Source organism: Candidatus Nealsonbacteria bacterium, from assembly GCA_011050465.1.
Classification (GTDB): Bacteria; Patescibacteriota; Minisyncoccia; order Minisyncoccales; family RBG-13-36-15; genus RBG-13-36-15.
In genome coordinates, this window is record DRFQ01000009.1 from 236,672 (window position 1) to 248,509 (window position 11,838).

The 11,838-nt window shown below is 35.7% G+C and carries 11 protein-coding genes and 1 tRNA gene; 2 read left to right on the forward strand and 10 right to left on the reverse strand.

All coding sequences use genetic code 11. From position 1 onward, the window contains the following. Positions 1-12 precede the first annotated feature (12 nt). From ENH66_03130 to ENH66_03165, 8 genes are all read right to left on the reverse strand, one after another. Complete coding sequence (locus ENH66_03130) at positions 13-366, reverse strand: hypothetical protein (protein HDZ54671.1); 354 nt, start codon at positions 364-366, stop codon at positions 13-15. Between the two features lie 82 nt (positions 367-448). Further along, positions 449-547 carry a 16S rRNA (cytosine(1402)-N(4))-methyltransferase gene (mraW, locus tag ENH66_03135; GenBank protein HDZ54672.1) on the reverse strand — a complete coding sequence of 33 codons (99 nt, stop codon included), beginning with the start codon at positions 545-547 and terminating at the stop codon, positions 449-451. 55 nt (positions 548-602) lie between these two features. Then, positions 603-1,412, reverse strand: coding sequence for a hypothetical protein (locus tag ENH66_03140; protein HDZ54673.1), 810 nt, complete (start codon positions 1,410-1,412; stop codon positions 603-605). Between the two features lie 17 nt (positions 1,413-1,429). Next, positions 1,430-2,485 carry a 16S rRNA (cytosine(1402)-N(4))-methyltransferase gene (gene rsmH / locus ENH66_03145; protein ID HDZ54674.1) on the reverse strand — a complete coding sequence of 352 codons (1,056 nt, stop codon included), beginning with the start codon at positions 2,483-2,485 and terminating at the stop codon, positions 1,430-1,432. A 24-nt stretch (positions 2,486-2,509) separates the two neighbouring features. Then, on the reverse strand, positions 2,510-2,941 hold the full coding sequence (gene mraZ, locus ENH66_03150; GenBank protein HDZ54675.1) for a transcriptional regulator MraZ: 432 nt from the start codon (positions 2,939-2,941) through the stop codon (positions 2,510-2,512). Between the two features lie 541 nt (positions 2,942-3,482). Next, the gene (locus tag ENH66_03155; protein HDZ54676.1) at positions 3,483-4,205 is read right to left on the reverse strand and encodes a hypothetical protein; all 723 of its coding nucleotides are present in this window, start codon (positions 4,203-4,205) and stop codon (positions 3,483-3,485) included. A gap of 99 nt (positions 4,206-4,304) precedes the next feature. Then, positions 4,305-6,890, reverse strand: coding sequence for an ATP-dependent Clp protease ATP-binding subunit (locus tag ENH66_03160; GenBank protein ID HDZ54677.1), 2,586 nt, complete (start codon positions 6,888-6,890; stop codon positions 4,305-4,307). Positions 6,891-6,893: 3 nt separating this feature from the next. Beyond that, positions 6,894-7,295, reverse strand: coding sequence for a hypothetical protein (locus ENH66_03165; protein HDZ54678.1), 402 nt, complete (start codon positions 7,293-7,295; stop codon positions 6,894-6,896). Between the two features lie 112 nt (positions 7,296-7,407). On the opposite strand from ENH66_03165, the gene ENH66_03170 reads away from it, so the two are divergent. After that, positions 7,408-8,586, forward strand: coding sequence for a hypothetical protein (locus ENH66_03170; protein HDZ54679.1), 1,179 nt, complete (start codon positions 7,408-7,410; stop codon positions 8,584-8,586). A gap of 189 nt (positions 8,587-8,775) precedes the next feature. On the opposite strand, the gene guaA is transcribed toward ENH66_03170, so the two are convergent. Beyond that, positions 8,776-10,374 carry a glutamine-hydrolyzing GMP synthase gene (guaA, locus tag ENH66_03175; protein ID HDZ54680.1) on the reverse strand — a complete coding sequence of 533 codons (1,599 nt, stop codon included), beginning with the start codon at positions 10,372-10,374 and terminating at the stop codon, positions 8,776-8,778. A gap of 223 nt (positions 10,375-10,597) precedes the next feature. Here guaA and ENH66_03180 point away from each other — a divergent pair, with 223 nt between their 5' ends. Beyond that, positions 10,598-11,440, forward strand: coding sequence for a mechanosensitive ion channel family protein (locus ENH66_03180; protein ID HDZ54681.1), 843 nt, complete (start codon positions 10,598-10,600; stop codon positions 11,438-11,440). Between the two features lie 175 nt (positions 11,441-11,615). On the opposite strand, the gene ENH66_03185 is transcribed toward ENH66_03180, so the two are convergent. Continuing rightward, positions 11,616-11,690: transfer RNA gene (locus tag ENH66_03185), tRNA-Val, on the reverse strand. Between the last annotated feature and the right edge of the window lie 148 nt (positions 11,691-11,838).

An 11,838-nucleotide genomic window follows, 5' to 3' on the forward strand; every position in this document is an offset into this window, starting at 1 on the left:
AGAAAAGAAACTTTATTTTGTCACTACTTGAGATCCTACTAATTGAATATATCTTATCTCTTCTATCTTTTCGTAACTTAAATCTTTAATCAATGATTCAATATTTTCTAAGGTATTTGCTTGGGCAAATTTTACCCCTAAAGCTTGAGTCTCTTCGGAGAGAAAGTTAAATTCTGCTTCATAATTTTTGAGAAGATAAGTTTTCTGAATAACTGAATTAATCTGAAAAATATAGAGGACAAAAAAGATGCCAATTAAACCAAAACATAAAAGATAAAAAATTCTAAGGTTGAACTTCCATTTTAAACCAGGGATAAAAGGACGGATGGTTAAAATAAATGAATTAATAGCTAAAATATTATTCATACATTATTTGAATATTTAAACATCCAAGTATTAAGTAGAATCCAAGATGTTTAAATGTTTAGGTATTAATATGTTAATATGTTTATACGATTTTTACTGCTGCTCTTAATTTAGCCGACCTTGATCGAGGATTGACTCGAATTTCTTCAGGGCTTGGCCTGACCGGCTTTTTTGTTAAAATCTGAAGCTGTCCTTCCTTAGCCTTTTCTAAGACTTATAAGTTGACACTTTTTCTATCAGAAGAAGAGGGGTAATATTGAGAAGTTTCCTAAGGAAACAGCTAGTCGCACTATTTTATTGATTGGTGAATCAAGTTCTAAAGCTGCTTTTAGATTTCCTGTTTGAGAATCAAATACAAATAAAACTCCAGGTTTTTCACCCCGATGACTGCGTCCAGTGACATAGACTATGTCAGAGGCGTCAACCCAGAGGCTTTCACCAAAGGTACCAAAATGTGGAACGAAATCTATATGGAATTGATAAAAAGGATCCTCAGATAAATTAAATTTACGAATTTCATAACTTTCCCTATTTACAGCAGTAATTTTGACCGGAAAGCTTGTTAGCCATAGCCCATATGGTTTCCCTCTGGTTACTCCATATGGAAAAATAAAAATTTCATTTCCTGTATCATAAGAGTAAATTGCCCCTGAAAAAATTTTCTTTGAAAGAGATTCGTCTGTCGTTTCAATTAAAGAAATCATATCAGATGGCAGTTCGTCTAAATACAATCTTTCTTCCTCATTATCCAAAATCCATCTTTTTGTGGAATTAAATTCTGAATCAGATACTTTAATATGCCTTAAAATTTTCCAGTTTTTTGTGTCTATCAGCCAGATGGTTGGTTGAAAAGTACTCTTCCCATGATAAACGCAAAAGCAGTCTGAAGAGTAGTGCACACCACTATCAAAAACATAGAGTATATCTCCCTTTTTCGCTAAAGCTTCTGGACTACTACCTACCCCAATATTCATAATTGCTAAAAAGTAGGAACCGAAGATTAGAAAAAGAATTACTGGTAAAGCTATTAAGAACTTTTTTATCATAATATATTTTAGTATGTCTATATTTTTACTGCTGCTCTTAATTTAGCCGACCTTGATCGAGGATTGACTCGAATTTCTTCAGGGCTTGGCCTGACCGGCTTTTTTGTTAAAATTCTAAGCCTCGATACTATTCGCCTTTGGCGAAAGTACGGGGCAGGCAATCCCGCCTTCGATAAATCTTCGGCGGACAAGTCGGCGGGCAAGCCCTCCTTAGCTTTCTCAAATTTTGTTTCGCAAACTTTGAGAGGATTAGCCATTTTTTTGAAGAAATTTTTTACAATCCTATCTTCCAAAGAATGGAAAGAAATTATAACTAATCTTCCGCCTTTCCTTATGCTTTCCAGAGCCTGAGGAAGGGTTCTTTCTAGATTATTTAATTCGTCATTAACGGCGATCCTTAAGGCCTGAAAAGTTCTAGTGGCAAAATGGATACGGTTCCTCAAATATCTCTTTGGCACAACATATTTTATGGTTTCTGCCAGCTGGAAGGTGGTTTTAATAGGCCTTATGTTTCGTTTTTCAATAATACTTTCGGCAATAATCCGGGCATATCTTTCTTCTCCATAGTCCTTTAAGATTTTCTCTATTGCATCTTTTGACCAAAAATTGAGAATCTTCTCAGCAGTTAACCCCGTTAGAGGTTTGTTCTCTTTGTGCTTCCGCCAAGCCCCGTTGACCTTTAACGGGGTTAAAGGATTCTGAGGATTGTATCTCATGTCCAGGGGTTCATTTCTCAAAAAGCTGAATCCACGACCCGACTCTTCCAAATGCCAGCTGGACATTCCTAAATCAAACAAAATTCCAGAGATTGGCCTAATTTTTTTAATGATCTCTTTTAGGTTGATATAGGAGTCTCGAACTAAAGTTAATCGTTTCCTAATTCCTGTGGCTTTCAACTTTTTATATAATTCCTGGTCTATTTCAATCCCTAATACTTTTCCTCTGGGTCCATTTTTCTCCAATATGGCTAAACTGTGTCCTCCTTGGCCAAACGTACAATCAATAAAATTTTCGTTTGATTTTGGGTCAAGATATTCAAGAATTTCTTTCTGGAGAACAGGGATATGAATCATTAAATTCTAAATTTTAATTATATTTTAGACGCCGAGCTCTTTTAACCTTTCGGCTATATCACCTACTGCCATCTCAGTTTTCTTTTTATATTCCTGCCACTTCTTTTCGTCCCAGATTTCAATTCGATTATAAACTCCGGCAATAACTACTTTTTTTGTTAGTTGACCATATCTTTTTAAATAATCGGGAATTAGAATTCTTCCCAGACTATCTAATTTTGCATCCATAGCTCCTGTCAACATTAATCTGGCAAATCCCCTGGCGTCAGCCTGAGCCAAAGGAAGTTTGCTTAATTTTAGAGCTAAAGTTCGCCACTCTTTATTGGGGTAAAGAAAAAGGCAACTGTCTAATCCCCTGGTAATAATTGCCTGCTTTCCTAAAAGCTGCCGGAATTTTGCCGGTATAGCTAATCTTTTCTTTTCATCAATTGAATATGTATATTCGCCTATGAACATGTTAGATAGTGAGCTCGGGAGCGAGCCGGTTAATACCCCGCCCTCTAAGCTTAATGAAATATTACATAGGAGGCGGGGTTCTCGTTCGCTACGCTCACTCGAAGTTATCCCCCATTACATATAGTTTTCCCACAGTTATCCACAATCCTCCATTCCACTTCCTTTATACCCCACTCCATTACCACAAGTCAACATAAAATAACCCTGCTTAAAATAGCTTTGAGTCTTATAATTTATCCACAGGTTATTAACACCCCGCACCAATTTTACCGTTAATTCTAAATAACACCCGTTTTTAGAAATATAAGCTCTATAAAACTCTCGCGACGATCGGGATCGGATCAAACCAGTCGGTGCTTCGCCCCTCCTTGTAATTGCTTCGCAATTAAGAGGCCTTTCCCGTGGAGAGAGTGTCGCCATAGTTTTTCTCGCAAAATTAAGGCGGGACACACCCAAAAAAATTAGTGCGGTGCAGGCACCCAAATAAAAAACCTTGAGTTTTTAAACTCAAGATGTTTTTCCTAGAAAATTCCTATTCTCTCTAAAACTTCAAGCTTGTATAAATTTTTTCAACCACCTCTAAGTGTCTCTCCCTTTCACCTTCAGCCAACCCATAGTATAAATCTATTTCTAAAGCCCCCTCCCACCCAGGGTATAGCTCAGAATCTGGTACAAACTCAGGAAATGGTAAATAGATAATGTATAAAGGCGTAAGCCCAGGTATTTCAGTTGCTATATAAATCCCTTCTCTATTGTCAATGATTACATTTTTTTCTGAGATAAGTTTCAAACCCATAAGTTGTAATCTATTTAATACGGTCCCTCTAAAGGTAGAGGAGAGCTCTTCGGGCATGAAAGCGGTATTTAGGAAGGAAAGCCCATAACCTCTCTGCAATTCCGTTTCCGTATAATCGGGTAAATAAAAATTTACGTCGCTTAAATCTCCAGAAAGGCTTTCTTCGACAATTAAACCCTTTGGGTATTTAATTGTATAACCAAATTTTTTATCAGTATATAATTTCCAATTGGCTGTTTCATCTACTGGAACCTTTTCTTCTGGGACTTCTACCTCTCCTGGAATTTCTACGGAGGGTTTTACTCCTGGCACTTTAGCTTCTTCTTTTGGCGACCACCAACCTTCCGGCGCTAAAGCTTTGGAGGACAAGTACTGATAACCTAAAATCCCGCCGCCCACAATAACAGCCAGCACAACAACAATTAATATATATTTTAAGTTAGTTTTACCTTCCGTAATAAAGGGCATGTTACATTATTATACATGTTTAACACCCGACATTAAACAACCAAACAGTGGATAATTCCTATGTGAATTGTTGTTCTCGAGAACTGTTCCCGTGATGTTTTATCTAATTATTAACTTAAATTCTTTAGGTTCTATTTCTACCTTATCTCCTCTCTTTAGTTCATCTCTTAAAATGGCTTCGGCTAAAACATCTTCTACTTTATCTTGAATAACTCGTCTCATTTCTCTGGCCCCGAAGATGGGATTATAACCTAGTTCAACTATTTTTTCTTTTAGTTGAGGAGTAATTATGAATTCAATATATTTTTTGGCCAAATTCTTTTTTAACCTTGAAAACAAAATCTCTGAAATATCAAGTAAGTTCTGACGGGTTAGAGGTCTAAAAATTACCATGGCATCGAATCGGTTAACAAGCTCTGGCCGAAAAATTCCTTTAGCAAAGAGATAATCCAAGAGTTCTTTTTTTACACCCTGCCATGCTGTCTTGGTTTTAATTGCCTCTAAAATAATCTTGTAGCCGGCATTGGAGGTGGCAATTATGATTGTATTTGAAAAGCTAACTTTTCTTCCCAAACCATCTGTCACATAACCTTCATCTAAAATCTGTAAAAATAAATTCAAGATATTATGATGAGCTTTCTCAATTTCATCTAATAAAACCAAAGAAAAAGGATTCTCTCTGACAGGAGTGGTTAAGAGCCCCTCTTCACCGGCCGAACCCAATAACCTGGAAATATCTTCAATCGCTTGGAATTCTGACATATCCAGCCTTATCATTCGCTTCTCAGACCCAAAATATGTTGCAGCCAACGCCTTTGAGGTTTCTGTTTTGCCAACTCCGGTGGGCCCTAAAAACAGGAAAGTACCCATAGGACCCCTCCTAACTGTAATATCGGCCCGAGCCCTTCTTAAAGCTTCTGAAATTGCCCTAACTGCTTCTTCTTGATTAATAATCCTTTGATGAATTAGTTTTTCCAGATTTAATAAAATTTCTTTTTCCCGAGCTGCTACCTCTCCCACCGGAATCTGGGTTTTTTCAGAAACAATTTTAGCTATGTGTTCTGGCAAAATTAACTTTCCCTTTATATAACGGGAAACATAAACCATTATTTCGTCTAAAAGGTCAATTGCTTTCTTGGGAAAAGGGACTGTCTGGATATAACGACTAGCATAAACAATAATATCCCGAAGGGCCAGATAGCTTATGAACTTTTTATATTTTTTCTCGAATGATGGAACTAAACTCTCTAAGATTAAAATCGTCTCTGTTTCCGAAAGTTCAGAAGCTTCAATCTTGCCAAAAAGATTCAGAAGAGAAGGATTTTGCTCTATATACTTGTGAAGACCAGTAAAAGAAGTTATTCCTATGATTCGAAAAGAAGGTAAACGCAGATAGGAAGAAAGAGCGCCCGAAATATCAATTATTCCGGGCCTGGCAAGCTGGCCAATATAATTGTGAAACTCATCAATAACCAGAATAATATTTCCTGCTCTAACTACTTCTTTAAAAATTCTATCTAAAACAGCTTCAACTTCTTCAAGGGAGGTTATCTCCGATAAAAGAGAAGTAAGATCCAGCTCCACTACCCTTTTATAATTCAATTCCGGCAGACTTTGGCCATAAAGAACTCTCAAAGTTAAACCATGAATAATGCTCTTTCTGCCAATCCCTGGTTCTCCTATAAGCAATACATTATTAATCTCTGTACGGGCCAAAACTCTTTCTATCGCCTCCAGAGCATCCTGATGGCCAATAATTTCTTCAAAACCTCTTTTTTTCGCTACTTCTGTCCAGTCTGTTGAATACCGATCCAAGGTAACCGTATAGCCCGCCGCCCAATCTCTGGCAATAGATCCTTTCCTTTTTAAGTTTTCTATTTCCCAAAATCTTTCAGCTAAAGCTGATCTTTTTTCTAAAGATTCTAACCACCAGGTCAAATTTTCAATATCTTGGGATACAAGCTTAGTTTCAATCAAAATCCTCCTAAAAAATTGGTTATACTTAGAAAGAGCAGTTAACATGTCCCCCAATTCAACTCTTTGATGTCCTTTTTTTTGGGCAATCCTGAAAGATTCAAAAATTGTTTCTTGAAAATCAATGGAATAGCCGGAAGTTTCCTTCTCCGGAGAAAGTTTTTCTGTTTTTAATTCTTTTTTTAGTGCCGCCTTAACTTCGTTCAGATTCAACATAGCTCGAGAGAATATAAAATTTAATTTTGGATTGTCTTTTAAAAGAAAATAAAAAAGATGATCTGAAGTAACTTTGGAGAATTTTCTGGATTTAGTAAAATTACTAGATTTTGAAACTGCCCTGGCTATCTCAAAACTTAAGAATTCAGCTAAATTGTATTGTTCAGATTTCGCAATTAACCCTTCAATAATCTTTACTTGCAGGTTTAAGTCTAAAGGATAAAGACGGGGCTTCTTTAATTTTACATTAAAAAAGCTTTCTTGAAGACGGAAAAATATCCAGAAAACCAAAGAGATTACTGATAATCCTAAGGCTGAAGAAAGAATTTCATCAGAAAAAAGTTGTCCCAAAAGTCCGGCTAAAAAGAATAAAAATACAAAAAGAAAAAAGTAAAAAGAAACTCTTTTAAGATTTCTGGCATACTTAAAAAATGGATGTCTTTCCCATTTTACCGCCTGAAAAATTTTAGCTGCCTCTAAGTTAAAATAAAACATTTGTCACGAAATAATTAAAAGTGTGCCCAATACTAGTCCTGAGATCAATAAAACCGGCAATAAAATCCATCCCAGAAATATAATAAATCCGCCAATAATTATAAAAAGTTCAAGAATTAAACCAACTATAATCAAGGCTATCCTTATTAAAGCCCCTAAAAATCGGGACATCAAGTTAGACAAAAGAACATTAAAATACTCCCCAATAGTAAAACCCCTGCCCCTTATCCAATAATATCTTTTCCAATGAGAAAAGAGGGTTTTTAAAAGTAAAGGAATGGAAAAATAATTTAAATTAAACAAGAGAAAATTTCTCCAGCCCTTCAAAATTTCTTTTGGTATTTCAAAGAAATACCAGAAAAACCAAAGCCAAATTATATTATCCTCTAAGATAGATATTTTCATAAGCTCTTTTGGTATATTAACATAAAAAATAAAAAAACAGCATCCAAGGAATAAAAACTCGCTATTGCTTGGTTTTAATGGTATAAAAAAGCGAAATTAACCTAATAATCTCATGCGAGTTATTTTTGCTTTTTTAACTATTATTGCTGTCATTGCGATTTTTTACTCTTTTGGAAAGACTTCCTTTCAGGAAATTGGTGAATGGGAAAATGTCCGAGACTACCTTGCTAGTTTTCAGATTCAAACGAAAACTTCACAAAAGAAATCTTTAAAAACTCAATCTACAAATATAAAATCTGTAGGAACAGCATCGGTTGTCCCGCTAAAATCAGAACCATTTATTTTAATCGACACCTATATAACTTCCGGGCCAGAAGAAGGAGAGATTATAGAAGATACTAATAAAGTTACTTTTGAATTTGATGGAGAGATCTTGATAGGTGGAGCTAAAGAACGAATATCGTTTGAAACAAAATACGAAGGATTTGATGATGATTGGGTAAAAACCTCTTCCAAAAAAAGAACGGTAAATCTTCCTCCGGGGCCAAAAGAATATAAGTTTTTAGTCAGAGCAAAAACAAAAAATTCAGCTGATTTAACTCCGGCCAGCAGAACTTTTAAGATAAATACCTCTCCTTATTTTGGCAAAGTAAAAATTTCCGGAACAAGGGCCAAAACCTCCTCTCGTCCTTCTTTAATTACTTTAAGCTCTCGGCTCAAGAAAGAAGAGAAAATCAATATTACCGGTTGGCGTATTAAAGGAAGGCAAGGAAAAATTGTTATTCCTCAAGGCAGAGAGAAACTTCTTCCAGGTCCTTATGGTTTTATACCTAAAGGAAATATTTTTATTAAAAAATCTGACACAATATACCTATTAAGTAGCTCCAATCCTCTGGGAGGAACTAAGAATGGTTTCCGTTTAAATAAATGTTTTGGTTATTTCTTGAATTATCAGAGTTTTTATCCCTCTTTTTCGAAAAGATGCCCAAGACCAACTTTAGAAGAGATTCCTCATCTTGGCCCATATTGCCAGGATTTTGTTCTTCGCGTTTCTCGCTGCTCAGTCCCAGATTATTCTGATAATCCAGAAGTAGCTGATAGTTCACAATGTACATCTTATATCCAAGATCGCTTTAATTACAACGGCTGTTTTAAATATCATTCCAGAGACGAAGATTTCCTAAAAAATTCTTGGTATATTTATATAGGCAGCGACATTATCAATAAACTACACGATACGCTCTATTTACTCGATCAAAACGGACTCATTGTAGATAAACGTCTTTATTAAAAACCTTACTTAAAAATTTTTACCTTAAAAACCCATCTTGCTTACGATGGGTTTTGAAATTTTAAGCCCGAGGCAACCTTGTCCGCCGTAGCTTCGGCGAGGATGAAAACGAAGGAGGACTTGTCCGTCCGACTGGTCCGCCGAAAGTTTACTGAAGGTGGAAGCTTAAGCGAAGGAGGAAAGCCTGTTTTACTCATATTCAATGGTGGCTGGAGGTTTCTGAGAAATATCGTAAAGAACTCTATTAACGCCTTTTACTTCATTAATAATTCTATTTGAAATTTTCTCTAAAACATCTCCGGGAATTTTTGCCCAATCGGCCGTCATTCCATCTTTAGAACTAACTGCTCGCAAAGAAACGATGTATTCATAAGTTCTGGTATCCCCCATTACTCCTACACTTTTAAGCGGCAGCAAGGAGGCAAATGCTTGCCAAATTTTATCGTATAGTTTGGCTTTTTTTAATTCAGCGATAAAAATACTGTCAGCTTCTCTTAAAATTGATAATCTTTCTTTGGTAACCTCACCCAGTATTCTTATAGATAAGCCTGGGCCCGGAAAGGGATGTCTTTTAATAATGGATTTTGGCAGTCCTAATTTTTCTCCCAACTTTCTTACTTCGTCTTTATAAAGATCCTTAATCGGTTCAATAATTTGGAACTTTAATTTCCTTGGCAAGGCAATATTATGATGGCTTTTAATTTTCGCTGCTTTGTTAAAAGGTTGGGCGGATTCAATCCGGTCCGGATAAATAGTTCCTTGAGCCAAGAATTTAATTTTTACTTCTTTTTCTATTTCTTTAACTTTTCTTTCAAAAACTTTTATAAAGGTTTTGCCAATTATTTTTCTTTTCTTTTCAGGATCAATAACATTATTTAAATTAGCAAGAAATTCGTTTGAAGAATCAACGAAGGAAAAATTTTTAAATCCTACTTTTTTGAAAGTTTTTCTAATTTCATCTGCTTCTTTCTTTCGAAGCAAACCGTTATCAATAAAAACAGCGTAAAGATTATCCCCTATTGCCTTCTGTAATAAAACTGCTGCAACGAAAGAATCGACCCCTCCTGAAACTCCTATGAGAACTGGCTTTTTCCCTATTTGTGCCTGTATCTTGGCGATAATATTGTCTTTAATGTCTCCGATTTTCCAAACTTTCTTTTCCCTGCAAATGTCATAAATAAAATTCTTTAGGATATCTAATCCGTGGACAGTGTGGGTAACCTCCGGGTGAAATTGAACTCCAAAAATTTTATTATCATCATCGGCAAAAGCAGCTATTCTACAGGTCCTGCTTTCGGCAATTCTCTTAAAATTTTGAGGTAATTTTATGACTGAATCGCCATGAGAAAACCACACTTTCTCTTTTTTATTAAGCCCTTTAAATAACCCCCCACCACTTTTCGTGTGGTCTGTTTGGCCAAATTTATCTCCTTGAAAAGTGGTGGGGGGTAAATTACTTTTTTCTAAAATTGTGATGGTTTCTCTGCCATATTCTCCTGATTTTCCTCTTTTGACTTTTCCGCCAAGCATTTTAGTTATGAGTTGCTGGCCATAACAAATTCCTAAAATTGGGATATTTAGTTTAAAAATTCCCTTCGTAGGAAAAAGAGCGTCTTTGTCGTAAATAGAAAAAGGACCACCAGAAAGAATCAGTCCTTTGGGGTTAAACTTTTTAATTTGAGATACTTTGGAGTCAAAAGGCAGAATTTCCGAATAACACCCCAGCTCTCTTATTCTTCGAGAAATTAAATGAGTATATTGACTTCCAAAATTCAAAACAATTATCATTGATTTATTTTACCATAATTAAAAAGCCCCGAGAATAACTCTCGGACAGCCAATTCCCCTGGCCGGACGATGCTGAGAAACTTTATCGTTCCTTTCAAAACAGACCTTCACATTGGTATTCCTTCTGAAATTTATGAAGAAAGTCTTGTGAAATTGCTTTATTTTTGCTATTATACGGTTGCTTTTCCATTATTTTACCTTATTGTAACAAAAAATCTAAAAAATGCTTGACTTCATTAATAATCTCAATTTAGATTCTGGTATAAAACTCCTGAGATCGGTTTTAATATTTGTAATCTTAATTTCGCTATCTAATATTCTCCTCGGAATGGCAAAACGAAGGATCCTCAAAAGAACTAAATCAAAAAAACAACAGTCAAACATCGAAATTCTCTCACGGGCAATCAAGTATTTTATCTTTGTTATAGTATTCATCTTTGCCATTCTGGTTTATACCGGCTCTCTGGGTGGAATAGGATTAGCTGCAGGTTTTCTAACGGCTGCCTTGGGTTTCGCTCTCCAAAAACCAATTAGCGGGGTTGCTGCCTGGTTAATGGTAGTCATTAACAGGCCCTTTGAAATCGGAGACAGAATAAGTATCGGCGAGGTAAAAGGCGATGTATTAGGTATAACCCTATCTCACACTCATATTGGAGAAATTGGCGGAACCATAGAAGCTGAAGAAAAATCGGGAAGAGTTATTTTAATTCCAAACTCTAAGTTATTTGAACAAAATGTCATCAATTACACAAAAACGGGAGAAACTATTTTAGATGACGTAAAGCTCTCTATAACTTTTGAGTCTGATCTGGAGAAAGCGAAAGAAATTGCTCTTCAGTCTGCAAAAAAAATCCTTAAAGATTTTATCGAAAAAACAGAGGAATCATACTTAAGAATTTCGTTCCAACCCTCCGGAATAGATATTATCGTCCGGTATCATGCCCCGGCTGACTCTCGAGTAAAAATAGAAAGCTTAATTACCGAAGAAATATTTAAGAAAATTCAGAGCTCCAAAAATATAGAATTTGCTTATCCTCATATGGAAGTTTTGCTTAGACAAAAATAAATAATTTTATACTTCTTTTAAGGAACAAATTAATTTTAGCAAGCACAAGAAGAAAGATTCAGCATTATTATCAACTAGCCAAAGTCCAAAAAATTTTAACAAAAAGCCCTGATTGAGGGCTTTTTTTGTTTTCCGGGACTTATCTATTTTTTCTTCTTACCATCCCGGAAAAAATTTGTGGGTGAGGCAGGATTTGAACCTGTAACCCCTGCGATGTGACCGCAGTGCTCTGCCATTGAGCTACTCACCCAAGAAAGAGAAGACGCTCCCCGCCCCGTAGTCAAATAACGAAACATTTGTGCTATGGGGTAACCGGTCGAACTATACGCCCTCACCAATTTTTTAGCATTTTTATTTTTATGTGTAAAGGATATAATAAATTAAGGCATTATGCCTTA

Bases quoted from the DNA above. Each gene is read 5' to 3' on its own strand.
- ENH66_03130 (HDZ54671.1), bottom strand. From the start codon at position 366: ATGAATAATATTTTAGCTATTAATTCATTTATTTTAACCATCCGTCCT.
- ENH66_03160 (HDZ54677.1), bottom strand. From the start codon at position 6,890: ATGTTTTATTTTAACTTAGAGGCAGCTAAAATTTTTCAGGCGGTAAAA.
- rsmH (HDZ54674.1), bottom strand. From the start codon at position 2,485: ATGATTCATATCCCTGTTCTCCAGAAAGAAATTCTTGAATATCTTGAC.
- ENH66_03170 (HDZ54679.1), top strand. From the start codon at position 7,408: ATGCGAGTTATTTTTGCTTTTTTAACTATTATTGCTGTCATTGCGATT.
- ENH66_03180 (HDZ54681.1), top strand. From the start codon at position 10,598: ATGCTTGACTTCATTAATAATCTCAATTTAGATTCTGGTATAAAACTC.
- ENH66_03140 (HDZ54673.1), bottom strand. From the start codon at position 1,412: ATGATAAAAAAGTTCTTAATAGCTTTACCAGTAATTCTTTTTCTAATC.
- ENH66_03165 (HDZ54678.1), bottom strand. From the start codon at position 7,295: ATGAAAATATCTATCTTAGAGGATAATATAATTTGGCTTTGGTTTTTC.
- mraZ (HDZ54675.1), bottom strand. From the start codon at position 2,941: ATGTTCATAGGCGAATATACATATTCAATTGATGAAAAGAAAAGATTA.
- guaA (HDZ54680.1), bottom strand. From the start codon at position 10,374: ATGATAATTGTTTTGAATTTTGGAAGTCAATATACTCATTTAATTTCT.
- ENH66_03155 (HDZ54676.1), bottom strand. From the start codon at position 4,205: ATGCCCTTTATTACGGAAGGTAAAACTAACTTAAAATATATATTAATT.